Origin of the sequence: Novosphingobium kaempferiae (genome assembly GCF_021227995.1) — a bacterium.
Lineage (GTDB): Bacteria > Pseudomonadota > Alphaproteobacteria > Sphingomonadales > Sphingomonadaceae > Novosphingobium > Novosphingobium kaempferiae.
In genome coordinates this window covers 2,333,707-2,359,706 of the sequence record NZ_CP089301.1, presented here as the reverse complement: position 1 = coordinate 2,359,706, position 26,000 = coordinate 2,333,707, and the positions used below count along the sequence as shown (strand labels likewise).

Sequence of the window (26,000 nt, the reverse complement as noted above, 5' to 3'; positions counted from 1 at the left end):
GCGTGCGCCATCGTATCCGCGTGACACCGTTCACGACAAGGCCGCCGCCATGGAAACAGAGACCGAACCGGACCCGACGGGCCTCGACGCCCGCACCTGCCGCCTGATCTGCCCGATCGCGTCGGGCATGGTGGGGGTGTGCATGACGGGAATCGGCCTGCTGCGCGTCGCCGTGATGGTGCGCGGGCACGAGACCATCGCCGACGACCTGCTTTCGGCCGATGCGCTGCTGTTCCTGCTGGCGACGCTGTGTTCCTACTTCGCGCTGAGGGTGCAGTCCTCCACGCGGCTGCACGGACTTGAGCGGGTAGCGGACGCGGCGTTCATCCTTGCGATGTCGCTGCTGACCGTGGCCTGCTTCGTCATCACCTACTCGCTTGGCGGCTGAGCGACAGATTGCCGATTTTTCATGTTGCGGAGAAATGGGTGCAATCCGGCTGGGTTCAGAGTGGCACCATGTCACGGAAAATCACCCTGCTGATCCCGCTCCTCGCCGCCGCGCTGGCCGTTCCGGCGGGTGCGCAGGCATCGCCCGCCGATCTGGCGCAAGGCATCTGGCTGAACCCCTCGCACAGCGTCGCGGTGCGCACCGGACCCTGTGAAAGCCAAGGAAATCAGGGACTTTGCGGCCGCGTCGTCTGGGCGAATGCGAAGGCGAGGGCGGATGCGCAGGCCAGCGGCATTGCGGTACTGAACGGCACCGAGCTGCTACAGAACTACCACCAGGCGGGACCGGCGACGTGGCAGGGCACCGTCTACGTGCCCGACATGGGACGCAGGTTCGATTCGCACATCGAGCCGCTCTCTCCCGACCGTCTGAAGATCAGCGGCTGCATCCTCGGCGGCCTGTTCTGCCGCTCGCAGGTGTGGACGCGCCTTGCGGGAGTTCCGGCATGACCGCGCTGCTTTCCTTGATCGAGCGGCACCGTCGCGCGCTTGAAATCGCCGCCGTGCTTGCCGTGATCGCGCTGGGCTTCGTCGCGCTCGATTCGCTGACGCACGAGATCCGCTATTCGCAGGTCCGCGCCGCGTTCCATGCGCTCGGCGCCGGGCAGATCGCGCTGAGCCTCGCCTTCACCGCCGCGAGCTATCTCGCGCTGACGTTCTACGACTTCCTCGCGCTGCGCACCATCGGGCGGCCGCTGCCGTGGCGCACGGCGGCGCTGGCCTCGTTCACCAGCTATACGCTGAGCCACAACCTTGGCCTCTCGCTGCTGACCGGCGGGTCGGCGCGCTATCGCATCTATGTCAGCGCCGGGCTCGACGGGCCGGAGGTGGCCAAGGTCGTCATGCTCGCCGCCGCGAACTTCTGGGCGGGCGTGCTGGCGGTCGCCGGAGCGGCCATGCTGGTCCATTCCGGCGGGCTGGACTTCGGCGCGGTGGCGCTCAGCGCCGATGCGACGCACCTTGGCGGAGCGGGCCTGCTGGCGCTGCTCGGCGCGCTGGCCTTCGCCGCCACCCGCGCGCGCCGCATCGCCTTGCCCCGTTCTCTGGCAGGCATCCGCATGCCGCTGCCCTCGGGGCGCGCCATTGCGGCGCAAGTGGGCGTCAGCGTGACCGACATCGCCTGCGCGGGCGCGGCGCTCTTCGTGCTGCTGCCCGGCGCAGACCCGGCGCAACTGCCCGCCTTCGTGCTCGCTTATGCGCTGGGCATCATCGTCGCGCTGGTGAGCCACGTTCCCGGCGGCCTCGGCGTGTTCGAGGCGGTCGTCCTCGCGATCGTACCGGGCGACCGCGCGCAGCTGTTCGCAGCGCTCATCGCCTATCGCCTCGTCTACTACCTGCTCCCCCTTGCGCTCGCCGCGCTGCTGCTGGCCTGGCGCGAGGGGACGCGCAGCGCGCGCGTGGCGCGCATCTTCGGCGGCGTGCAGAGCGTCGCCACCGGCCTCTCGCCGCTGGTGCTGGCGAGCGCCACGTTCCTTGGCGGCGGGATGCTGCTGCTTTCGGGCTCGCTCCCCGCGATCCACGCGCGCATGGGCCTGCTGGCCGACCTGCTGCCGCTGCCCTTCATAGAGGCGAGCCACATCGCCGCCAGCCTTGTCGGCACCGCGCTGCTGCTGCTCGCACCGGGGCTCTACCGGCGGCTCGACGGGGCGTTCCACGCCACCCGGCTGCTGCTGTTGGCGGGCGCGTTCTTCTCGCTCACCAAGGGCATCGACTACGAGGAAGCCATCGCCTGCCTCGCGCTGGCCGGGCTCCTCCAGATGACGCGGGCTGCGTTCTATCGCCGCACCGCGCTGACCGAAGCGCCGCTGACCGCAGGCTGGGCGGCGGCGGTGGCGATGGCGGCGGGGCTGGCGCTGTGGGCGGGCCTCTTCGCCTATCGCCACGTCCCCTACGACGACGACCTGTGGTGGAAGTTCGCCCTGCGTGCCGATGCCCCGCGCTACCTGCGCGCGGCGCTCGCCTGCGCGGTGTTCCTGGCAGGCTTCGCGATCTGGCGTCTCTTCGCCCCCGGCCCCGCACGCGGCGACACACAGGCCGCGCGCGGAGACGACGAGGCCGTGCGCGCCATCCTCGCCACCAGCCCGCGCACCGAGGCGATGCTGGCGCTGACCGGCGACAAGCGCTTCCTGGTCTCCGCCGCCGGGGACGCCTTCCTGATGTATCAGGTCAAGGGGACGAGCTGGGTCGTCATGGGCGATCCGGTGGGCGCGGAAGGATCGTGGGGCGAACTGCTCTGGGCCATCCGCGACCTATCGCACCGCCAGCAGGGGCGGCTGGTGCTCTACGAGATTTCGCCCGCGATGCTGGACCTTGCCATCGGCATGGGCCTCCAGATCGTGAAGTACGGCGAGGAGGCGGTGGTCGACCTGACGAGCTTCGAACTGGATACGCCGCAACTGCGCTCCATCCGCAAGTCGGAACGCACGGCGGCGCGCGCCGGGGCGCGGCTGCGCGTGGTCCCGGCAGGCGCGGTGCCGGTCATCCTCGACGAGCTTGAGGCGATCTCCGACGAATGGATGGAGGCCAAAGGGCAGCGCGAGAAGGGCTTCAGCCTCGGCGCGTTCGACCGGCAGTACCTGTCGAACTTCGACATGGCGCTGGTCATGGTGGAGGACCGCATCGTCGCCTTCGCGAACCTGTGGTGTACCGAGGATCACACCGAGGCTTCGGTGGACCTGATGCGCCATCGCGAGGATGCGCCGCGCGGGACGATGGACTTCCTGTTCACCAACCTGCTGCTCTGGGCCAAGGCGCGTGGCTACCAGCGTTTCACGCTGGGCATGGTGCCGCTGTCCGGGATCGAGGGCGGTCATCTCGCCCCCGCCTGGGCCAAGGCGGCGGCGCTGGTGTTCCGCCATGGCGAGCGGTTCTACGGTTTTCGCGGCCTGCGCGGCTACAAGGAGAAGTTCGGTCCGCGCTGGGAATCGCGCTATGTCGCGGGCCCGCACGGGATCGGATTGCTGCAGGGGTTGCACGATGTCTCGCGCCTGATCGGAACGGGTGGGCGGGAACCGCCGCGCCCGGCGCTCCCGCTGCGGAGGCAGGTGGCATGAGGGGGCGCATCAGGCAGCGCATTCTTGGCGCGCTGGCCGGGCTCGCCGCGCTGGCCGCGATCGTGACCCATGCGCCGATGTTCGGCCTGCTGGGCACGCAGCCGATCCGCGAATTTCCGGCTGTCCGGAAAGAGGGGCGCGCGCATCCGCCACTGGCGGCGGTGTTCCTGTCCGGCGACATGGGCTTTCACTTCGGGATGAGCGGCGATGTCGCGCAGGCGCTGGGCGACCATGGCATCCCGGTGATCGGCGTCACGTCTCCGGCGGTCTTCGCGCACCAGCGCTCCTATCCCGAGGCGCAGGCCATCGTGGAAGGGGCGATCCGGCTTGCGCTGGCTCGAACCGGCGCGCAGCGCGTGCTGCTGATGGGGCAGTCCTATGGCGCGGACATTGTTGCCACTGTGGCACCCGAACTGCCGCCGGACCTGCGCGCGAAAGTTGCCGCCATCGACCTGACCGTGCCCGCGCTCGACGTCTACTTCCGCGCCGATCCCAGCGGGCTCGCCTATCTCGGCAAGGCGGATGCGCATCCGCTGGCAGGGGTGCGCGCGATCGACTGGGCCCCGGTGATCTGCGTCCACGGCCTCAGCGAGCCGGGCAGCCTGTGTCCCGCGCTGCGCGGCACGCACGTCGCGGTGATCGGCCTGCCGGGCGACCATCACCTCAACCACGACCACGTCCGCGTCGTCGCCACCACGCTCGCCGCGCTGCGCGCCGCCGTTCCCGGAGAAATCGCCTGATGGCCTCCTCACCGCTCTCGTCGGGCACCCTCGTCGACTGCCGCGCGGAACGGCATGTCGCCTCGCGCAAGATCACCATCGACGCCTCGGGCGTGCAGCACTGCCGCTGCAAGGTCTGCGGCTGCGACTTGCGGCGGCTGCCCGCGATGCGGCGGTGGTTCCGCTCGGGGATGATGGGGTGAGGGGAAGCTGCTCCTTCCGTCGTCATTGCGAGCGCAGCGAAGCAATCCACGCTCGGCCCACGCCGCTGGATTGCTTCGCTGCGCTCGCAATGACGAAGTGCCCACTCCCCAACATGACGAAAATTTAAGGCGCCGATCAGGTCGCCGAGAGCACGCGGGGTTTATCGCGCGGGGGACATTCCCTCTCCCCCCGGACCCGTACCGTCATGAGCAAGCCCATCTTCTACGACCCCACCGGCCGCCGCAGCCGCTGGGCACGCGGTGTCCTCGCGGCGCTGCTGGCGGCGGTGCTGCTGGGCGCGGCGGCCTTCGCGACGACGCTGGTGGCGGTGCCTGCGCAGCGCGAACTGGAACTGCCGACGCCGAAGCTGAAACCCTCCACCCTGCACGGATCGCGCCTGAAGCACGAACTCAAGGCGTGGCTGCCGCGCGGGCGCGGGCAGGTGGGAGCGGGGCAGAAACCGTTGAGCGTCGGGTTCTACCTGCCCGGCAACGACGCGAGCTTCCTCTCGCTGGTCCACCACGGCAACGATCTCGACTGGGTGGTGCCGGCGCTGGTCAACGTGGCGGGGCCGCACCATGACGTGACGGTGGAGGCCGACGCCCGCTTCGACCGCCTTGTCGCCGGGCAGGCGCATCACTTCCGGGTGCTGCCGATGGTCCAGAACGTCGCGGCGGACGGCTGGGACGGCGCGGGCACGGCGGCGCTGCTCCACGACCCCGCGCAGCGCCTCGCGCTGGCGCAGCGGCTGGCGGGCGTGGTGGCGCAGCGGCACGAGGCGGGGCTGGTGATGGACTTCGAGGCGCTGCCCGCGCGCGCCATGCCGGACTACCTCGCGTTCCTGCGCGCGCTGCACACCGCGCTTCCGGCAGGCTCCGCGCTGGCCGTGACGGCGCCTGCGGATGATGAGGGCGGCTGGCCGCTGACGGCTCTGGCGAAGGCGACCGACAAGGTCATCTTCATGGCCTACGACCAGCACTGGGAAGGCGGCACCCCCGGCCCGATCGCCGCGCAGGACTGGTTCGTGCGCGAAGTGCAGGGCGCGCTGCGCAGGATCGGCCCCGACCACATCGTCGTCGCGCTGGGCAGCTACGCCTACGACTGGCACGGCGACGATACCGATGCGCTGGCGATCGAGGACGCCTGGCTCGCCGCGCACGACAGCGGCGCGAGGATCGCCTTCGACCCCGCCAGCGGCAACGCCGCCTTCGCCTACGACGACGAGAGCAGGCACCACACCGTCTGGATGCTCGATGCCGCGACCAGCTGGAACGAGCTGTCCGCGCTGAAACGCCTCGGCATCCGCGACATGGCGCTGTGGCGGCTGGGGACCGAGGATTCGGGCTTCTGGAACGACCTCACCGCCTTCCGCAAGGGCGGCACGCCCGACCTCTCCACCCCGCGCGCGCTCAGCAGCGCCGATATCGAGGGCTCGGGCGAGATCCTGCGCATCACCGCCACTCCGCGCGATGGCGAGCGCACGGTGCGCCTCGATCCCAACGGCGTGATCCGCGACGAGACCTACGGCGCGCTGCCGACGCCCTACGTCGTCCAGCGCTCGGGCGGTAGCGATCCCAAGCGCATCGCGCTCACCTTTGATGACGGCCCGGACCCCAAGTGGACCCCGCAGATCCTGCGCGAGCTGGAGGCGGCGCACGTCCCCGCGACGTTCTTCGTGATCGGCGAGAACGCGCTCGGCAGCCCGGGCCTGCTCCAGCGGATCGTCGCCGACGGGGACGAGCTGGGCAACCACACCTATACCCACCCCAACCTCGCCAACGCGGGGCCGGGGCAGACGCGGCTGGAACTGAACGCGACGCAGCGGCTGGTGGAGGCTTATACCGGGCGCAGCATGACCCTGTTCCGCGCGCCCTACTTCGGTGATGCCGAGCCGACCACGCCCGACGAACTCGGCCCCGCGCTGGAGGCGCAGAAGGCGGGCTATACCGTCGTCGGCCTCCATGTGGACCCCAACGACTGGCAGCGCCCCGGCGAGGACCAGATCGTCGACCAGGTGCTGCGGCAGGTCCATTCCGCCACGCCCGAGAACGCGACCAACGTCGTGCTCCTGCACGACGGCGGCGGCGAGCGGTCGGAGACGGTGGCCGCCCTGCCGCGCATCATCGCCGCGCTGAAGGGGGAGGGCTATACCCTCGTCACCGCATCGCAGCTTGTCGGCATCCCGCAGGCACGGGCCATGCCCGCGATCTCCACGCCCGACCTTGCCGCCGTGCGGGTGGACGTGGCCGCCTTCGTGGCGCTTATGGCGCTGGCGGCGGTGCTCGCCTGGCTGTTCTACCTCGCGATCTCGCTCGGCATCGCGCGCGCGGTCATCATGGCGGCGCTCGCGTGGTTCCAGAGCCGCCGCAAGCGCGCCGAGCCGCCGCATTTCGAGCCCGCCGTCTCGGTCATCATCCCCGCCTACAACGAGGAGCGCGTGATCGCCGCCTCCGTCGCGCGGGTGCTGGCCAGCGCCTATGGTGACAAAGGTGGCCCTGAGTTGCAGGTCATCGTCGCCGACGACGGATCGAAGGACGCCACCAGCGAAATCGTGCGCAGCGTGTTCGGGACCGACCCGCGCGTCACGCTGCTCACCCTGCAGAACGGCGGCAAGGCCAGCGCCCTCAACCGCGCGCTGCTGGAGGCGCGGGGCGAGGTCATCATCGCGCTCGATGCCGACACCCAGTTCGAGCCGGAAACGATCCGCCGCCTTGCCCGCTGGTTCGCGGACCCGCAGATCGGCGCGGTCGCGGGCGATGCGCGGGTGGGCAACCGGGTCAACCTCGTCACCCGCTGGCAGGCAGTGGAGTACATCACCGCGCAGAACCTCGAACGCCGCGCGCTGGCCGGGTTCGATGCGATGACGGTGGTCCCGGGCGCGGTCGGCGCATGGCGGCGCGCAGCGCTGGATTCGGTCGGTGGCTATCCGGAAGACACGCTGGCCGAGGATCAGGATCTGACGATCGCCATCCAGCGCGCGGGCTGGCGCGTGACCTACGATCCACGCGCGGTGGCGTGGACCGAGGCGCCCGAGAGCTTCACCGCGCTTGCCAAGCAGCGCTTCCGCTGGGCCTTCGGCACGCTCCAGTGCCTGTGGAAGCACCGCGCGGTGATCGCGCAGCGCAAGCCCGCCGGGCTCGGCCTCGTCGGACTGCCGCAGGCGTGGCTGTTCCAGATCGCCTTCGCCGCGATCTCCCCGCTGATCGACCTTGCGCTGGTGCTCTCGATCATCGGCACCACGCTGCGCGTCGTCGCGCACGGCTGGGCGCAGACGCGCGGAGACGTGGGGACCATGGCGGTCTACTGGCTGGCCTTCACCGCGATCGACGTGATCTGCGGCTGGATCGCCTATCGGCTGGATGGCGACGCTGACCGGGGCCGGACGCGCTACCCGGCGCACCTGCTGGTGGCGCAGCGGCTGGTCTATCGCCAGATCATGTACTGGGTGGTGATCCGCGCCATCGCCTCCGCCGTCGCGGGCTGGTTCGTCGGCTGGGGCAAGCTGGAGCGCAGCGGGCGGGTTTCGGCGCAGGTGGCATAGTCGTCATTGCGAGCGTAGCGAAGCAATCCGGCGCTGATGCGGACGCGCTGGATCGCGCTCAATCTGAAATATCTGGTCGTCATCCCCGCGAAGGCGGGGACCCATCTGATGACCGATCAGCAGGCACCGTCAGGAGATGGGTTCCCGCCTTCGCGGGAATGACGGTAACAAAACCGGACATGATCGTTTCCTAGACCAGCACTCCCCGCAGCCACGCCGAGGCTTCGTGTAGCGCCCGGTCCGCCAGCGGAGAGATCGACACGGCTTCGAGGAAGCTGTGGCACGCCCCGGCATACGTCACCGCCTCCACCGCATTGCCCGCGTCCCTCATGCGCTGCGCCATGGCGCAGGCCGCATCCGCCAGCGGATCGCATTCGGCGATGGCGTGGAACGAGGGCGGCAGGTCATGCACCTGCGCCAGCGCAGGCAGGGCGAGCGGGCTGTGCCATCCTGCCGTGCCGTCGAGATAATCGCGCAGGAAGCCGCGCAGTTCGTCGGTGGTCAGCAGTTCGTCCGGCCCGCCGAAGCGCGCCTGCGAGGGCGTATCGTAATCCTCGCCGAAGAAGCCGTAGTTCAGCAGCAGCGCATCCGCCTGCCTGCCTCCACCGTCGCGGATGGCCAGCGCCGCCGACAGCGCAAGGTTGGCCCCGGCGGAATCGCCGCCGAACGCCAGCAGGTCCCGGCCCTCCGCCCGGAGCGCCGCAGAGGCATCCACCACCTGCTCCATCGCCACCGGCCAGCGCACCTCGGGCGAAAGCGCATAGTCGATGCCGATGACCGCGATCCCGGCGCGCGCGGCATATTCGCGCATCAGCCGGTCATGCGTGTCGAGGCTGAACGTCACGAAGCCGCCGCCGTGGCAGTAGAGCAGGGCAGGGGCATCGTGGGCGACGCCCTCCGGGCGCAGCAGGCGCAGGCGGACGGGACCGTGGCGCGTACCGACGTGGAAGTCGTGCCGCTCGGCCATCACCGGCCCGCCCTCGGCCCAGCGCGCGCGGACGAGGCCCGCGATCTCGCGGCGGCGGGGCATGTCCGCCCCGGCAAGTTCAGGGAATGCCGCATAGCCTTCGACCAGCGCATCGCGGAACCGGGCGATCTCGGGCGTGAGTTCGCCACTCATGGTGTGGTCTCCCCGGCGAACCACGAGGCGGGCTGTTTGCGCTGGCGCGGCCATGTCTCGTCGAGCGTGGCGGGATCGTAGATGCGCCCGTTCTTCATCACCGCGCCGATCTTCTGCGTGTTGCGGATGTCGCTGCGCGGGTCGGCGTCGAGGATCAGCAGGTCGGCCAACTTGCCGGGCTCGAGACTGCCGATCTCGCCCGCACGACCGATCACTTCGGCAGAACCGATGGTGGCGGCGTGGAGCACTTCCATCGGCGTGGCCCCGCCGGACGCATAGGTCTGGAGTTCCCAGTGATAGCCGAGGCCCTGCAATTCGCCATGGCTGCCCATGCCGACGAGGCCGCCTGCGCGCTGCAGTTTCACCGTATCGGCGGCGAAAAGCTGGTAGCTTTGCGCCTCGGCGGGCGCCCAGTGGCGGTTGCGCAGCTTCTCCACCAGCACTTCGGGCGGCATGAAGTGGCGCACCTTGGGATCGTCCTGCGGGCGGTCGTCGATGATCCGCTCGAACAGCGCCGGATAGCCGCCGTAGAGCACGCCCAGCGTCGGGGTATAGCTGGTGCCGCTGAACGCCATCAGCTTAAGCACGTCCTCGCGCAGCGGAGCGATCGGCAGGGCGTGCTCGTTGCCCGCGAAACCGTCGATGAAGTGCGTGAGGTCGAGGTCGAGGTCGCTCGCGCCCTCGGTGGTGGCCATGACGCCGACTTTCGCGTCGGCCTGCACCATCGCCTGCCGGGTGGCGCGGTCGCCCACCATGTAGGACTTGATGTTGCGGGTGCGGTAGTGGTCGCGGTAGCGGGTGAGCACCGCCGCGATGTCGTCCACGCTGGCATTGGGGCTGTTGCGGAACACGCCCGCGCCGACCGAGTAGGCGCGCGGTCCCGGCATCATCCCGGCGTCGATCATGTCCTGATAGACGAAGATGTCCGGGCTGAACGCCTGCACTTCCAGCCCCGAGGTGACCCCGAAGGCAAGGTTGATGAGGAAGTCCCAATGCCCGGCTTCCTGCACGCCCTTGCGCACTTCGAACCAGTGGGCGTGGGTATCGACGAAGCCGGGGACGATGACCTTGCCCGCGACGTCGCGCACGGTGGCGCCGCGCGGGATCTTCACCGAGCCGGAGGGGCCGACGGCGAGGATGCGGTTGCCCTGCACCACGACGTCGGCGTTCTCGATCACTTCGTCGCCGCGCATGGTGAGGGCGGTGCCGCTGCGCAGGACCACGGTGCCCTCGGGCACGTCGCGCGGGACGGCGACTTGCGCCGATAGCGAAGTCGCGCGCGCCTCGCTCGCGCCCGGCGCGCCGCGGTCGATGCGGGCGAGGGGAAGGCGGCGCAGGGTTGAGCCGACCGACCATTCCAGCGCCGTCCCGTCCCCGCTCCAGCGCGCGAAATCGGCGCCGACGCGCGTGAGGCGCAGGGCGGGGGTCTTGCCGTCGAGCAGCGAGACGGAGGGCGCGTCCTTCCCGGTACGGGCGGGCACGTCGACCAGCATGAGCTGCGAGGCCTGGCGGATCAGCGCCTGCGTGCCGCTGGGGGAGAGCACCACCTCGTCGGCGGGCACCGGCGCGCCGACGTACTGGCCCATGGCCTGCGCCATGACGCTCAGCTCGTCGCGCCGGTCGCTACCGTCGAGGTTGACCGACTGCACGCGCCCGTCGGCATAGAAGCGCAGCCGGTCCGTGCCCGCCGCAAGATCGAGCAGGCGCGCGTTGCCTGCGTGGGCGACGAGTTCCGGCGCGCCGCCGGTGGCGGGCAGGCGCACGATGTCGGTCGGCCGGTCGGGCGCGATCTCGTTGAGGGCGCGCACGCGGTCGTGGTGCGAGGCGCGCAGGACCGCGACGGTGCCGCCGTCGTGCGAGAACAGCGGTTCGGTGTAGAAACCGGGCGCGGCAGTCAGGCGGCGCGGTTCTCCGCCCTTCGCGGGGATCGTCCAGACCGATCCGCCCTCGCGCGCGGTCCAGGTGACGTAGGCGAGGGTGCGGCCATCGGGCGACCATGCGGGCTGAAACACCGCGTCGCCCGCCGCCGCTATGCGCCTGGGCCTGCCGCCGCTCGTCGTCTGGACGTAGAGCCCGCCGAGCGCGGTGAAGGCCACCGTCCCGCCGTCCGGCGAGCGGCGCGGGGTCTGGCTGATGCGGACGCGGACCGGGCCGGTCTCTTCCGGGATCGCCACGCGCGTCTTCGGGCCGAGGCCGAGCGATACCGGGGCCTCGAACGGGATGTCGGTGACGCGACCGTCGGTGATGGCCATGCGGGCCAGCCTGCCGTCGCGGCTGAGGATCAGGCTGCGGTCGTCGGGCGCCCAGGTGAAGCGCGGGGTGAGGCCGTAGTAATAGCCCTGTTCCTGCGCGTCGCGGTCGATCGGGCCGAGCACGCGGTCCTCGCCGCTCTCCAGATCGCGCAGCCGGATCACGGTGGCGGCAGGCCCTTCCTTCGCGACGCGCGCGGCGTAGGCGAGAGTGCGCCCGTTGTGCGAGATCGCCGGGCTGAACGCGCCGCCCGCGCCGTCCACCACGCTCTCCTGCGCGCCGCTTGCAAGGTCGCGGCGGACTACCGACCACACCGGCGGATCCTTCTCGGTCCAGGTGTGGCCGAGCTTGGTGGCATAGTAGAGATACCTGCCGTCACGCGAAGCCGAGAGCCCGAGCGCATTGGGGCGCGAATCCCAGTTCGGGTTGGCCGCCTTCGTGAGCTGCGTTCCCGCGCCGCCTTCAATAGGGAACGACCACAGTTCGAACGCCAGCAGCGAATGGACCATGCGCGAGACGTAGACGGTCCTGCCGTCCGCGCTCCATGCGGGCGTGGACAGCACGTTGAGGGAGGTTTCGCGGGAAAGCTGGGTCAGGCCGGTGCCGTCGACGTTGGCGACCCACAGGTTCACCACGCCCGAGCGGTCGGAGATGAAGGCGAAGCGCTTGCCGTCGGGCGAGAACACCGGATGCGTCTCGAAGGCAATGCCGGTCAGCACCGGGCGCGCCGCGCCGCCCCGGGCATCCAGCGCGTAGATGTCGCCCAGCAGGTCGAACAGGATCGTGCCGCCGTCGGGCGAGATGTCCGGCTGCATCCAGGTGCCCTCGTGCGCGGCGAAGGCGAGGGTGCGGGCGGGCTGCAGCGTCAGCCCGCCCGCGGTTTCCGCGTTCGCGGGGACGGAGAGGGCCGTCGCCGCGAGCGCAAGGGCGCATGTCATTCCTGTGCGGAACCGGCCCGCGCCGTGGTGATCCGATGTCCGGTTCCGCATTGTGGTCGTATTCTCCTGAACGGTCAGCGCAGCGACCAGTTGGCCTGGAGGCCGAAGGTGCGCGGGCGGACGTAGAACTGCGTCTGCCCGTAGATGTCGCTGCCGTAGCCGAAAGTCACGGCGCGCTTGTCGCCGATGTTGTTGACGAAGGCGGTCAGCGTGAGCGTACCGGCGGACACCGAGGCGCGCGCATCGAAGATGTTGTAGCCCTTGAACGTGGTGTCGGATGCCAGATAGCCCGGCGCGTCGGACACGTAGCGGTGCATCAGCGTCAGCGTGGGACGGTAATCGCCGCCGAAGTCGTAGCTTGCCGTGTTCGACACGCGCCACTTGGCCGCCGAGGGCAGGCGCTTGCCGTCGGGGATCACGCCGCTCGCGGTGTCGATCTCCTCGGTGATCCTGGCGTCGAGGTAGGTGCCGTTGAAGGCGTAGCTGAAGCCGCCGAGGTTGACGTTGAGGCTGGCCTCGACGCCCTTGATGCGGGCGGTGCCGGCGTTCGCTCCGTAAGTCAGGTCGTCGGGGCGGGTCAGGCGGACCTGCAGGTTGCTCCAGTCGATCCAGAAGCCGGTGAGGTCCAGCGTCACCTTGCGGTCGGCCAGCGTCAGGCGGGTGCCGACTTCGTAGTTCCACAACGAGTCGGTCGTCGTCCCCTCGGGCGTGTCGAAGCCGGGCAGCGGCAGCAGGCCGAGGTTGGGCGAACCGAAGCGGAAGCCCTTCGAGGCGAGCGCGTAGACCATCGCATCGGGCGTCGCCTGGAACTTGATCGAGGCCTTGGGCGCGAAGCCGTCGTCCTTCAGGCGGGTGCCGTTGATGATGTTCGGCGTCGGGTAGAAGTAGCCGTAGGCGGCGGAGCGGCGGGTCTGCTCGTTGCGGAACAGACGACCGCCGCCGGTCACGGTCACGCGGCCGAGATGCAGGTTCGCCTCGCCGAACACGGCGGTCTCCAGCGCGTCGGTGTCGCCGTAGGCGTAGTGGTACTCGTCACCCTCGATGATCTGCGACGGGGCCAGCACGCTGCCCGCGCCGGGCGAACCGAGGTGCTCCTCGAAGCGCTTGCGGGTGTCGATGTAGGTCGCGCCGATCAGGAAGTCGAAGGTCTTGCCCGCGGGGGAGGCGAGGCGCGCTTCGGTGGAGACGACCTCGCTCTTGCCCGCCTGCAGGAAGGCATGCGTCGCGCCCGGATTGATGAAGGAATAGTACGGCGTGTAGTCGAAGTAGAGGTCGCCGGTCTTGCGGTTGTAGGCGCCGATGGCGGTGAACTTGTAGCCGCCGAAATCGTGGTCGAGCCGCAGCGAGTGGACCTGCGTCTCGTACTTCTCGGTCTGCGCGAAGTTGGACGAGCGCGCCAGTTCGCCCACGTCGAGCTGGGCGTAGGAATTGTCGTCCGCCTTGGTGCGGTAGTAGAGCCCGAGGTAGCTCAGCGTGGTATCGACGTCGGGCGTCCACACGATCGAGCCGCGCAGGCCGAGGTTGTGGATGTCGTTGGCACCGTTCACGCCGGTGCCGACGTTGTCGATGTAACCCGCATCGACGCGCTGCGTCGCGGTGACGCGCGCGGCCAGCTTGTCGGCGATGATCGGCACGTTGACCATGGCCTTGGCGCGGTAGCCGAGTTCGCCGCTGGAGTTCTTCGTGGACGTGACCGCGCCTTCCGCCGCCGCGTCGAAGCCCTTGGGGTCGGCCATGTTGGCGACGTAGTTGATCGCGCCGCCCAGCGAGGCCGAGCCGAACAGCGAGCCCTGAGGGCCGCGCAGCACTTCCACGCGCGCCACGTCGAAGGCGTCGACGTCGGGCACGACGATGGCGTAGCCGGGCTCGGTCAGCGCGATCTCGTTGATGAAGTAGCCGGTCGTGCCCTGGCCCTGGTCGAGACCCGCCGTGGTGCCGACGCCGCGGATCACCGCGGTCGAGTTCTGCGGCGGACCTTCGTTGAAGGCGACGCCGGGCGTGCGGCTGAGGTAGTCCTTGAACTCCTGCGCGCCGATCTGCTGCAACTGCTCGCCGGTCAGCGCGGAGACGCCGCCCGCGATCTCGCGCAGGCGCTCGTTGCGCTTGGTGGCGGTGACGATGATGTCGCCGCTGCTGGAGGCATTGTCGGCGGCTTCCTGCGCCATCGCCGGGGAGGAGGCCACGGCCAGCGCCATTCCGGCGGCTGAACAGGCAAGCAGGGTACGGGTCACGAACATAGGACTTCCCTCACGTTTTGCTGCCTGCCGCTGTCCCGAGCGTTTCAGGCGGTGATGCTCCCAAGGCCCGCTGTCGCGGTGCTCTCCGGTTGCTGCGAGGTCAGGTTTCCCGTTCGATCGGTTCTCGAAAACATCCAATATCGGGAAGATGAGGGGTCCAAGGCTCCAAAGCCGACCGGCCCGTCCGGTCCTCCGTCATTGCGAGCGCAGCGAAGCAATCCAGCGGTCCGCGCATGGCGGTGGATTGCCGCGCGGCTTCGCCGCTCGCAATGACGAAGGAGAATTGGGGACGCGCCCTTGGTCCCTTGGCCCGGTGTGATATTGGATGTTGGCGGGGCCGTGCATCGGGGCAATGACGCTGGCAAGGCAAGGAAGTCAAAGGAAAGCGCCATGTTAGATCGTCGTCGGTTTCTGGGCACCGGAGCCGCGCTTGCCGCGATGAGCACGACGTTCGCGCGCCACGCCTTCGCCGCCGATGCGCCGCTCGACTGCGCGCTGGTGGGCGGCAAGGTCTGGACCGGAACCGGCGTTCGCTCAGACGCGATCGGCATCGTCGGCGACCGGATCGTCGCGGTGGGCGCGGGCGCGGTGAAGGCGCGGATGAAAAGCTCGACGCGGGTGGTCGATCTCAAGGGCGCCTTCGCGATGCCCGCCTTCACGGATAACCACACGCACTTCCTGATCGGCTCCAACACGCTCTCGCGCCCGGACCTGCTCAACGTGAAGGACCGCGCCGAATTCGTCGCGCGCGTCGCGGCCGCCGTGAACGCGGAGCCGAACACCTGGCTGCTCGGCGGATCGTGGGACGAACAGCGCATCGGCGGCGAACTGCCTACGCGCGAATGGATCGATGCGGTCAGCCCGAACACGCCGGTCGCGGTGCCGCGTACCGACCTTCACAGCTACCTGTGCAACTCGCTGGCGCTGAAGCTTGCGGGCATCACCCGCGACACGCCGGACCCGGCAGGCGGCGTGATCGTGCGCGACGCGAAGGGCGAGCCGACCGGCGTGGTCAAGGACAACGCCAAGAACCTCGTCGACCGGGTGATCCCGCCGCTGACGCACGAACAGCTCGAAGCCTCGCTGCGCGGCGGCGTCGCGCACGGCCTGAAGCACGGTTTCGCGCAGGTCCACGTCCCCGACCCCTTCGACTGGGACTGCTTCGATGCGCTCCGCCGCCTGCGCGCCAAGGGCGAGACGGACATGCGCTTCTACAACTTCGTGCCGCTGCGCGACTGGGAGAAGATGGCGGCGCTGGTGAAGGCCGAGGGGCGCGGCGACGACTGGCTGCGCTGGGGCGGTCTCAAGGCTCTGGTGGATGGCTCGCTCGGCGCGCGCACTGCGCTGTTCCACGATCCCTACACCGACGATCCGCATACGCGGGGCGTGCGCGTGATGCCGCTGGCCGACTTGCGCGAAGCGGTGATCGCCGCCGACCGCGCGGGTCTGCACATCACCGTCCACGCCATCGGCGACGAGGCGAACGACGATATCCTCGACCTCTATGCCGAAGTGGAGACGCTCAACGGCAAGCGCGACCGCCGCTTCCGCGTCGAGCACGCGCAGCACATAGCGCCCGCCACGATCCCGCGCTTCGCGAAGCAGAAGGTGATCGCCTCGGTCCAGCCCTACCACGCCATCGACGACGGCCGCTGGGCGGTGAAGCGCATCGGCGAAAAGCGCCTGAACGGCACCTATGCCTTCGGCTCGCTGATGAGGAGCGGCGCGACGGTGACGTTCGGCTCCGACTGGCCGGTCGCCCCGCTGAGCGCGATGGAGGGCATCTACGCCGCCGTCCTGCGCGAGACGATCGACGGCGCGAACCCGCAGGGCTGGCTGCCTGACCAGAAGGTGACGGTGGAGCAGTCGCTCCACGCCTACACGGTCGCCAACGCCTATGCCGGGTTCCAGGAGGACCGCCTCGGCCGCATCGCGCCGGGCTTCCTGGCGGACATCGCGGTGCTCGACGCCGATCCCATGGCCATCGACCCGGAAAAGCTGCCCAGGGTGGAAGTGCTGCGCACGTTCGTCGGCGGGCGCGAGCGTTTCACGGCGGCTTCGGCATGAGCGTCTGGTCTCCCCGCAATGCCGCCGAAGTGGCGGCGCTGGTCGCGCGCCATCCGCTGGCGTGGGTGGTTTCGGGCGCGCCCGCTTTCCACGCGACGCCGCTGCCGCTGGTCGCCGATCTGGCCGAAGACGGCAGCGTCGCCGCGCTCGTCGGCCACTTCGCGCTGCGCAATCCGCAGGTGGAGGCCCTCAAGGCCCACCCCCGAGCGCTGGTGCTGTTCCAGGGCGCGCACGGCTATATCTCGCCCGAACTCGTGACGCAGCCGCAGTGGGCGCCGACGTGGAACTACGCGGTGGCGCGCTTCGAGGTCGAAGTGACTTTCGCGCCGGAGGACAACGGGGCGGCGCTGGACCGCCTGATCGCGCACATGGAGGGTGACGGCCCCGACCGCTGGACCCTTGCGAACATGGGCGAGCGCTATGAGCCGATGAGCCGCCACATCATCGCCTTCCGCGCGCAAGTGCTGTCCTGCGACGCGACGTTCAAGCTGGGACAGGACGAGCGGCCGGAAAGCTTCGCGCAGATCCTCGCGGCCCATCCCGATGCAGCGCTGGTGGCGGCGATGCGGGAGGCGAACGAGGGATAAGCGGGGTCAATCCAGCACGGACCGCAGCACTTCCAGCGCCTGCCGCGCTTCCCGCTCGTCGAGGCTCGCAAAGCCGATCCGCAGGCCCCTCGGCGCGCCTTCGCGGGTCATGAAGGAACGCGAAGCGGCGAACCGCAGGCCCGCCGCCGCAGCGCCCGCCTCGACGCGGTCGAGCACCTCGTCCGAAGCGAAGCGCAGCCAGAAGGCGAGGCCGCCCGGCGGCATCGTGTAGCTCACCCGGTCGCCCAGCGTGGCGTCGAGCGCCTCGGCGAAGGCGCTGCGGCGCTGGGCGTAGATCTGGCGCACCTTGCGCGCGTGCCGGCTGAGTTCACCGCTCTCGATCAGTTCGGCGGCGGCGTTCTCGGTTACCGTATTGCCCATGCCGTCGACCAGCGAGACGACGTGCGCCAGCGCCTCGATCACTTCCACCGGCGCGGCGATGTAGCCGATGCGCAGCGCGGGCAGCAGCAGCTTGGACAGCGACCCCGCGTAGATCACCCGTCCCGGCGCATAGGCGGCCATCGGCAGCAGCGGCTGCGAGGCGAAATGGAATTCGTGGTCGTAGTCATCCTCGATCACCGCGAAGCCGAACTGGCGCGCAAGATCCAGCAGACGCAGGCGCCGTTCGGGCCTGAGGGCCACGGTAGTGGGGAACTGGTGGTGCGGCGTCACGAACACGGCGGCCACGCGGTTCCGGCGGCAGGCGGCCTCCACGTCGTCGAGGCAGATGCCGCCGCCGTCGAGGCCGACCGCAACGATCTTCGCCCCGCGCGCGGCGAAGGCGGCGACGGCGGGCTCGTAGGTCAGTTCCTCGACGATCACCGCGTCGCCCGGCCGGATGAGCAGGCTGGCGGCGAGGAAGATGCTGTTCTGGCTGCCGCGCGTGATGCAGATGTTCTCTGCCGTCACCGGCAGGCCACGCTGGCTCTTGAGCATTTCCGCCACGCTTTCACGCAGCGCCGGAGCGCCGCGCGGGTCGCGGTACTGAAGCCCGTTGCCGCGCGCGAGCCGTTGGCCTGCGGCGCGGTAAGCACGGGAGAGCAGTTCCACCGGGAACAGCCGTCCATCCGGTGCGCCCTCGTCCAGCTTGAGGCCGGGGCCTTCGGGCAGTGCCAGTGGATGCGTGGGGCCGGGGATGAAGCGGTACTCGGCCTGCACGGCGTCCCCGGGCTGCGCCGGAGCGGCATCGCGACCGGGTTCGGGCAGCGCGGCGGACACCATCGTGCCGCGTGTCCCCGCCGACGACAGCCAGCCCTGCGCGATCAGGTCTTCGTAGGCGAGCACTACGGTCTTGCGGTTGACGCCGAGGCTGGTGGCCAGTTCGCGGCTGCTCGGCAGGTAGCTGCCCGAGGTCAGGCGGCCGCTCTCGATGTCGCGGATCACCGCCTGGATGATCTGCATGTAGACGGGCTCGGACCGCGCGGCATCGATGCGCTGGCTGAGGCTGATCTGCCAGGGACGCAGCATCGGATCAGCGGGCGGGCTTGTTGTTCATGATCGCGGCCTAGCCAAGCCGGGGGGCGGCTGGCAACCGCCGTTTCGCTTCTTCATGACCGGAGCTCGACCGCATGCACCGGAACCGCCGCAGCCACCTTACGCCGGAGCGCCGACAGGCCGGTGAGGCATGAGATATATGGTAACGATTACATAAATTCATGAGATGATGTCTGCCGTATTCCCTTTTGCGTGGCGTGGCCGCGCGGGAAGGTCAGGAATGCTAGGATTTGTAGGACCACGGAGCGCCGCCAGATGATAGCGGTTCGCATCTTGGTAACCCGGGAATTGCGCCCATGCGGATCATACTCAAGTCGAAAGTGCCGTGCGCAGCGGTATGATGCGGCATTGGGGGGCATCCCGTTCCTGCGTTTTCACCCCTTCGCAGGCCTGGGCTCTCGTGCTCGCCTCGGCCTCTTTGGGCAATTTTGTATACTAGATTGCGAAAAATGAAAACGTTATCTTTCAAATCAAAACATAAAAACATTATAAATCAACGATATGTGAAAAACCGAGAAATCCCCCATTCACGACCCGCTTGCATTCATCCGCGAATCGGTCATTGTAATGAAAACGTCAATCATTCAGAACGGGTCACAGGGAGTTCCAATGTTGCTCAAGCGTCTTTCGCTCACTGCCAGCGCGCTTTCCATCGCGGCGGCATTTGCCCAGCCTGCCTTCGCGCAGGACACGGCTCCGGCCGCCGAAGCGCCCGCCGAGGGCCTCGGTGAGATCGTCGTCACCGCGACCAAGCGTGAAACCAGCGCGCAGAGCACCCCGATCGCGATGACCGTCGCGAGCGGCGAGGAACTTTCCAAGGCGGGCGTCGCCGACGTCAACGCGCTGTCGAACATCGCGCCGACCGTCAACATCGCCCAGAATAACGCCAACACCATGATAACCATTCGCGGCGTCTCCAGCCGCGACTACTCGGAAACGGGTGATCCGGCGGTCGCGGTCTCGGTCGACAACTTCTACCTGCAGCGCGCCTTCGCGCTCAACGCGGCGATGTTCGACGTGGAGCGGATCGAGGTTCTGCGCGGCCCGCAGGGCACGCTCTATGGCCGCAACGCCACCGCGGGCGCGGTCAACATCGCCTCGGTCAAGCCCACCGACGACTGGAAGCTCGATGCCGCCGCCGAAATCGGCAACTACGGCACGCTCAACCTCGATGTCGGCGCGACCGTTCCGGTCAGCGACACGCTGAGCTTCCGCTTCGCTGGCACCCGCAAGACTCACGAAGGCTATCGCGACAACCCGGGCCTCAAGGACGGTGACGACGGCAATGTCACCGGTGGCCGCGTCCATGCGCTTTGGACCCCGAGCAGCCGTCTCTCGATCCTCGTCACCGGCGAGATGACCCGCGTCGACGGCGTCGGCTCGACCATCAAGGCGGTCCCCTACAGCGACGTCAATTCGGACGGCACGCTGGAGATCGGCTCCTCCAAGCGCTACGAGCTGAACAACCAGGGCTACACCCGCATCCGCACCAAGGCGGTGCGCACCGCGATCTCCTACGACATGGACTTCGCGACGCTCAGTTTCTTCGGCGGCTACCAGAAGTCGACGCTCAACCGCGACAACGATCAGGACGGCGGCACGGTCTACAATTACGGCTTCCAGCAGAACGAAGACGTCAAGGACCAGAACTACGAACTGCGCCTCAGCTCGAACAACAAGACCGGCTTCACCTGGCAGATCGGCGGCTACTTCTTCAAGGAAACCGACGCGCTGCTGACCTACTTCCAGGTCCACGGTCTGACGCCCGATCCGTTCAACTTCTACACCTTCGACTATGACGTGGGCAGCAAGTCCAAGGCCGCCTTCGCGCAGGTCGCCTACGACGTGACCGACCAGCTCAAGGTCGAAGCGGGCGTGCGCTACACCAAGGACAACAAGTACCAGATCGGCTACAACGACATTGCCGGCGCCTACTCGGACCTCGACAACCACTATTCGGGCGATCAGGTCACCTGGCACTTCGGCGCGAACTATCAGGTCACGCCGGACAACCTGATCTATGCCAAGGTCGACAAGGGCTACAAGGCGGGCGGTTACACCACCAACTCCTCGTTCGGTCCCGAGCAGATCATCGCCTATGAAGTCGGCACCAAGAACCGCTTCCTGAACAACACGCTTCAGGTCAATCTGAGCGGGTTCTACTACGACTACTCGGACCTGCAGACCCAGCAGGAAGACCCCGCGACGGCGCTCGTCTACACCCTCAACGCGGGCAAGGCGCGCGTCTGGGGTGCGGAGCTGGAAACGCTGTGGCAGGTCACGCCCGATACCCGCATCGACGCCAACGTGGCGTGGCTCGATGCGAAGTATTCGGACTTCTGCACCGTCACCGCGGCCACCTGCCCGGCGGCCAACGACCTCTCGGGCAACCGTCTGACGCAGGCGCCGGAGTGGACGCTTTCGGGCGGCATCCAGCATGACTTCCACCTGCTGGGTGGCACGCTGACCCCGCGCGTCCAGACCCGCTACCAGTCGAAGAGCTACTTCACGTTCTTCAACACCGCCGCCGAGCAGCAGCCGGGCTACTGGAAGAGCGACGCCCAGATCACCTACACGCCGGACGACGGCCCGTTCTCGATCACCGCATATGTCCGCAACATTGAGGACAAGACGATCCTGACGGCCAACAGCAACGCCGGCTACGCCAGCGCCTACCTCGTCCAGTTCGCCGCGCCGCGCACTTACGGCGCGCGTCTCACCTACTCGTTCTGACGAGAAACGGGATGGTCCTTCTCTCCTCCGGACCATCCCGCTCCCCCTCCCGCCCCTCGCGAGCGCAAGCGCGAGGGGCGGAGGCCACCCTTTCCCGCCCCGTTCCCTTCGACGCGACATCCGCGAGCAGGACAGCCATGCCCCACGATCTCGTCGAACTTGCCGAAGCCATCGCCACCGGCGCCCTGAGCGCGGTCGATGCGGTGACCGACGCACTGGAGCGCGCCGAGGACTGGGGCCACCTCAACGCTTTCGTCGCCCTCGAAGCCGAAGCCGCGCTGGACCAGGCCCGCGCCTGCGACACGCAGCGGCGGCAGGGATCGCTGCGCGGCCCGCTCCATGGCGTGCCGCTGGCGCACAAGGACATGTTCTTCCGTGCGGGCGTACCGACCGAAGCGGGATCGAAGATCTGGCGCAGCCACGTTCCCGCCGAGACTTCCCCGCTGATGCAGCGGCTGGCGGCGGCTGGCGCGATCACCATCGGCCGCCTCCACATGGCCGAGTTCGCGATGGGGCCGACCGGGCACAACGCCCACCTCGGTCGCTGCCGCAATCCGTGGAACCCGGACGCGATCTCGGGCGGTTCCTCGTCGGGTTCCGGCGCGGCCGTGGGCGCGCGGATCGTCACCGGGGCGCTGGGTTCCGATACCGGCGGTTCGGTGCGGCTTCCGGCGGCCTTCTGCGGCGTGGCCGGGCTCAAGCCGACCAACGGTCTGCTGTCCGATGCCGCGATGATGCCGCTGTCGAAGACGCTCGACACGGCGGGGCCGCTCTCCACCTCCAGTCGCTCGCTGGCGCGGTTGATGGACGTGCTGACCGGTTCGGCGCATGAAGCCACGCTGATCGCCGACTGCCGGGGCCTGACCATCGGCGTGCCGACCACCTACTTCACCGAGGATCTCCACCCCGAAGTCGCCGCCGCCTTCGCCGAGGCACGGCAGGTGTTCGCCGATCTCGGCGCGAAGGTGGTGGACGTCGCCATCCCGGACCACTCCGGCTACCCGGAGATCGCCGCCGAAATCTGGGCGCCCGAGGCCGCTGCCTTCCACGCAAGGCACCTTGCGGAACGGCCCGACGACTTCGGCGAACAGGTCCGCAACCGCCTGCTGGCCGGCGCGGCGGTAACGCCCGAGGCCTACCTTGCCGCGCTCGGTCGCCGCAAGTCGGCGCAGTCGGACATGCTCTCCGGCCCCCTCGCAAAGGTGGACCTGCTGCTCACGCCCGCCGCCCGTTTTCCGGTGCCGCTGGCCGATGATGTCGGTGCGACCGGCGGCGCGGCGATGCAGGCGATGGTGGCGGAACTGTCCGCACTGACGCGCACGATCTCGATGCTGGGCTTCCCGGCGCTCGTCACGCCGATGGGCTTCGACTCCCGCGGGCTGCCGCTCGCGCTGCAACTCGTCGGTCGCCCGAATGCCGAACAAAATCTGCTACGCGGAGGTTTCGCCTATGAACAGGCGACTTCGTGGCTGGCACGCGTACCTTCCTCTCCTCCTATCCCCTAACCTCTCTTTCGCAGGAGCAATGCCATGGATATCGGTCTGTTCATTCCTATCGGCAACAATGGTTGGCTGATCTCTGAGAACGCTCCGCAGTACAAACCCAGCTTCGAGATGAACAAGAAGCTGGTGCAGACCGCCGAGGGCTACGGCTTCGATTTCGCGCTTTCCATGATCAAGCTACGCGGTTTCGGCGGCAAGACCGAGTTCTGGGACTACAACCTCGAAAGCTTCACGCTGATGAGCGCGCTCGCCGCCGTCACCAGCAAGATCAAGCTGTTCGCCTCGACCGCGATCCTCACCCTGCCGCCCGCGATGGTCGCGCGCATGGCCGTGACGATCGACAGCGTCGCTCCGGGCCGCTTCGGCGTCAACATCGTCACCGGCTGGGCCAAGGGCGAGTACGAGCAGATGGGCGTGTGGCCGGGCGATGCCTACTTCGGCTACCGCTACGACTACGCCGGCGAATACGTGAAGGTCATGAAGGAACTGTGGGCCGACGGGAAGTCCGACCACAAGGGCGCGCACTTCCAGATGGAAGACTGCCACATGCTCCCCAAGCCCGAAGGCAAGATCGAGATCGTCGGCGCGGGCCAGTCGGCCAAGGGTATGGAGTTCGTCTCCAACTACGGCGACTACAACTTCATCACTGCGGGCGGCATCAACCAGCCGACGCAGCACCGCGCGCAAGTGGAAACGCTGGTCGAGGCGGGCAAGAAGACCGGCCGCGACGTGGGCGCCTACATCCTGTGCATGGTCATCGCCGACGAGACCGACGAGGCCGCCAAGGCCAAGTGGGAAAGCTATCGCGCCGGTGCGGACGTCGATGCACTGGCATGGATGAGCGACCAGGGCAGCGCCGACAAGACCGCCGGTGCGGACTCGACCGCGCGCCACATCAACCTGCCGGAAGGCGCGGTGAACCTCAACATCGGCACTTTCGTCGGCTCCTACGAGACGGTCGCGAAGCTGCTCGACGAGGCAGCCGCGATCCCCGGCACCAAGGGCATCATGCTGACCTTCGACGACTTCGAGAAGGGCCTCGTCGCGTTCGGCGAGAAGGTGCAGCCGCTGATGGCCTGCCGCGCCGAGCGCCTCGTCGCCGCCTGACACAGTTACCCTGACGGCCCGGTATCTCTCTCCATCGGGTCGTCCATGACGACCTTGCCGGCCACGCGTCTCGAGCCGCGTGGCCGGTCTTTTCTTTGGTCTGCGCAGCCCCCACACTTCGTCATTGCGAGCGTAGCGAAGCAATCCAGCGTTACGCGCTACTGCTGGATTGCTTCGCTACGCTCGCGATGACGAACGGAGGAAGTTCTACCCCAGCCGAGTCACGCCGGACGTCGCCACCGCGCGGCAGTCGACCTGGCGGACGGCGGTGGCGGGATCGGTGTCGGCGCGCATGTCGTGGATGGCGGCGTTATGGACGCTCTCCAGCACGACTGCCGGGCGCGCATCGGGCTTGTCCGTCTCGAACGTCATGCCCGAGAGCGCGAGGTTGCGGACATGGCGGGCCCAGAAGCCGAAGGCGGGCAATGTCTTGAGGAAGCTGACCTCAAGGCTCGATTCCCGTCGTTCCGGCGGGACCAGCGCGGCATCCGCCGCCGTGCCGCCCCCGGCGCTGGCGACATGGATGTTGCTGAAGGCGATATCCTCCACCCAGCCGTCGACGATCCCGGCGACGCCGCAGGGATAGCGCGGGTCCGCGTCGGAGACCATCACGTCGCTGAACGCGACCCGGCGACAGGCGCCGACGGTGGTGCCCTTCGGCGCGCGCAGCCGCGCCGCCTGTCGCACGAAGAGCGGATGATTGAGCGGCTGGTGGAGCACGATGTTGCTTACCGCCACGTTCTCCAGCACCCCGCCGTCCACCACGCCGACAAGGATGCCCCGGCTGTGCTCGCAGCGGCAGTTGGTGATGAGAATGTTGCGGAAGCCGCCGTTGCTCTCGGTCCCCAGCTTGATGCGGCCGATGATGCGATCCGCCCGGAATTCGGTCCTGCGGGTGCCGTCGAGCAGGGTGCCCATGTCGAAGCCGCTGGTGCGGCAGCCGGTGATCGTCACGTTCTCGCACAGCTGCTTGCGGCCCAGCGCATAGCTGGACTTCACCACGATGGCGTCGTCGAACGGGGCGTTGACCACGCAGTTGGAGACGATCACGTCGCGGCAGCAGTCGATGTCGATGCCGTCGCGGTTGGTGTCGATGGTCAGCCCCTCGACCATGGCATTGCTCACGCCGAGCAGGTGGACGCTGAAGTGGCCGCCCTGCAGTACCGTGAAGTTCGAAAGGCGCACGTTGCGGCAGTTCTTGATGCCGACCGAGCGGATGCCCTGTCCTTCCAGCGCCGCTTCCCTGGGATCGGAAAGCCGCGCCTGTCGGGCCGTCATGCCGCGCTCCTCGGGCGAGCGGTAGCCCTCCAGCCCGTGCCAGCGCGCGCCGGTGTCCGCGCGCAGCAGGCCCTTGCCGTGGATCGTGCCCTGTCCGCCGATGGCGATGTTCTCGGCCCCGTCGGCATAGATCAGGCTGCAATGGAACTGGGTGATGCCGAAGTCCTGGAACTGCTCGGCGAAGTCGCTCTCGGGCAGGTCGTAGCTGCCCTTGTGCGTGGCGGGATCGGCCGCCTCCACCACGCAGCCGCGTGACAGGATCAGCGTCACGTTGCTCAGCAGGCGGATCGAGAACGCAAGGTAGCGGCCCGGCGGCAGCAGCACCGTTCCTCCGCCCGCGCGAGAGGCATCGACGATGGCGGCGTTGATCGCCGGACTGTCCACGCTCGCGCCGTCTCCGCGCGCGCCATAGTCGCGCACGTTGTAGACGCCGTCCGCCGGGCGGGTGCGGGTCGCGGCCCGGACCGGGCCTGCAAGCGCCAGCAGGCTGGTGGCGACGGTTGCGGCGAATTCGCGGCGTTTCCACGACATGTCTCAGGTTCCCCTCGCCGGTTGCCCGGCATATTTGCGTATCTTGTAAAATTGGTAACACGAATGGTGTTTGTGTCAAACCCCGGATAATCGCAGAATTTCAGCGCAATTCAGACGATCCTGCGACCGAAAGCGCGATTTCGGCGGCAAAAATATGATATGATCTATTTACATGTGTTGACGCAAGTTCAC

16 protein-coding genes are annotated in these 26,000 nt (G+C 68.5%); 11 read left to right on the top strand and 5 right to left on the bottom strand.

The window, feature by feature from the left end:
* Positions 1 to 49 precede the first annotated feature (49 nt).
* From LO787_RS10645 to LO787_RS10620, 6 genes are all read left to right on the top strand, one after another.
* Complete coding sequence (locus LO787_RS10645; protein WP_232495807.1) at positions 50 to 388, top strand: hypothetical protein; 339 nt, start codon at positions 50 to 52, stop codon at positions 386 to 388.
* 68 nt (positions 389 to 456) lie between these two features.
* Positions 457 to 897, top strand: a complete 441-nt coding sequence (locus tag LO787_RS10640) for a DUF2147 domain-containing protein (RefSeq protein ID WP_232495806.1) — start codon at positions 457 to 459, stop codon at positions 895 to 897.
* Positions 894 to 3,500 carry a bifunctional lysylphosphatidylglycerol flippase/synthetase MprF gene (gene mprF, locus LO787_RS10635; RefSeq protein WP_232495805.1) on the top strand — a complete coding sequence of 869 codons (2,607 nt, stop codon included), beginning with the start codon at positions 894 to 896 and terminating at the stop codon, positions 3,498 to 3,500. Before LO787_RS10640 ends, mprF begins: the two co-directional genes overlap by 4 nt.
* Complete coding sequence (locus LO787_RS10630) at positions 3,497 to 4,240, top strand: AcvB/VirJ family lysyl-phosphatidylglycerol hydrolase (RefSeq protein WP_232495804.1); 744 nt, start codon at positions 3,497 to 3,499, stop codon at positions 4,238 to 4,240. The genes mprF and LO787_RS10630 overlap by 4 nt, the downstream gene beginning before the upstream one ends.
* Positions 4,240 to 4,422, top strand: coding sequence for a hypothetical protein (locus LO787_RS10625; RefSeq protein ID WP_232495803.1), 183 nt, complete (start codon positions 4,240 to 4,242; stop codon positions 4,420 to 4,422). The genes LO787_RS10630 and LO787_RS10625 overlap by 1 nt, the downstream gene beginning before the upstream one ends.
* Positions 4,423 to 4,628: 206 nt before the next feature.
* Positions 4,629 to 7,964, top strand: coding sequence for a trifunctional glycoside hydrolase family 18/polysaccharide deacetylase/glycosyltransferase family 2 protein (locus LO787_RS10620; protein WP_232495802.1), 3,336 nt, complete (start codon positions 4,629 to 4,631; stop codon positions 7,962 to 7,964).
* Positions 7,965 to 8,154: 190 nt separating this feature from the next.
* On the opposite strand, the gene LO787_RS10615 is transcribed toward LO787_RS10620, so the two are convergent.
* The 3 genes from LO787_RS10615 to LO787_RS10605 form a co-directional block, all read right to left on the bottom strand.
* Complete coding sequence (locus LO787_RS10615; RefSeq protein ID WP_232495801.1) at positions 8,155 to 9,084, bottom strand: alpha/beta hydrolase fold domain-containing protein; 930 nt, start codon at positions 9,082 to 9,084, stop codon at positions 8,155 to 8,157.
* Entirely contained in the window at positions 9,081 to 12,272 is a 3,192-nt protein-coding gene (locus LO787_RS10610; protein ID WP_232495800.1) for an amidohydrolase family protein, read from the bottom strand. Before LO787_RS10610 ends, LO787_RS10615 begins: the two co-directional genes overlap by 4 nt.
* A gap of 74 nt (positions 12,273 to 12,346) precedes the next feature.
* On the bottom strand, positions 12,347 to 14,503 hold the full coding sequence (locus LO787_RS10605) for a TonB-dependent receptor (protein WP_232495799.1): 2,157 nt from the start codon (positions 14,501 to 14,503) through the stop codon (positions 12,347 to 12,349).
* Between the two features lie 396 nt (positions 14,504 to 14,899).
* Here LO787_RS10605 and LO787_RS10600 point away from each other — a divergent pair, with 396 nt between their 5' ends.
* Complete coding sequence (locus LO787_RS10600; RefSeq protein ID WP_232495798.1) at positions 14,900 to 16,576, top strand: amidohydrolase; 1,677 nt, start codon at positions 14,900 to 14,902, stop codon at positions 16,574 to 16,576.
* Entirely contained in the window at positions 16,573 to 17,163 is a 591-nt protein-coding gene (locus LO787_RS10595) for an FMN-binding negative transcriptional regulator (protein ID WP_232495797.1), read from the top strand. Before LO787_RS10600 ends, LO787_RS10595 begins: the two co-directional genes overlap by 4 nt.
* 6 nt (positions 17,164 to 17,169) lie before the next feature.
* On the opposite strand, the gene pdxR is transcribed toward LO787_RS10595, so the two are convergent.
* On the bottom strand, positions 17,170 to 18,630 hold the full coding sequence (pdxR, locus tag LO787_RS10590; protein ID WP_232495796.1) for a MocR-like pyridoxine biosynthesis transcription factor PdxR: 1,461 nt from the start codon (positions 18,628 to 18,630) through the stop codon (positions 17,170 to 17,172).
* 636 nt (positions 18,631 to 19,266) lie between these two features.
* Between pdxR and LO787_RS10585 the strand changes: the two genes are divergently transcribed.
* The 3 genes from LO787_RS10585 to rutA all read left to right on the top strand — a co-directional run bounded on the left by LO787_RS10585 (position 19,267) and on the right by rutA (position 23,999).
* Positions 19,267 to 21,390 carry a TonB-dependent receptor gene (locus tag LO787_RS10585; RefSeq protein WP_232495795.1) on the top strand — a complete coding sequence of 708 codons (2,124 nt, stop codon included), beginning with the start codon at positions 19,267 to 19,269 and terminating at the stop codon, positions 21,388 to 21,390.
* A gap of 137 nt (positions 21,391 to 21,527) precedes the next feature.
* Positions 21,528 to 22,895 (top strand): amidase, encoded by a 1,368-nt coding sequence (locus LO787_RS10580; protein ID WP_232495794.1) that lies wholly within the window; start codon positions 21,528 to 21,530, stop codon positions 22,893 to 22,895.
* A 24-nt stretch (positions 22,896 to 22,919) separates the two neighbouring features.
* The gene (gene rutA / locus LO787_RS10575; RefSeq protein WP_232495793.1) at positions 22,920 to 23,999 is read left to right on the top strand and encodes a pyrimidine utilization protein A; all 1,080 of its coding nucleotides are present in this window, start codon (positions 22,920 to 22,922) and stop codon (positions 23,997 to 23,999) included.
* A gap of 207 nt (positions 24,000 to 24,206) precedes the next feature.
* Here rutA and LO787_RS10570 read toward each other — a convergent pair whose 3' ends face one another.
* A complete protein-coding gene (locus LO787_RS10570; protein ID WP_232495792.1) occupies positions 24,207 to 25,808 on the bottom strand; it encodes a rhamnogalacturonidase in 1,602 nt (533 codons plus the stop codon).
* Positions 25,809 to 26,000 lie beyond the last annotated feature (192 nt).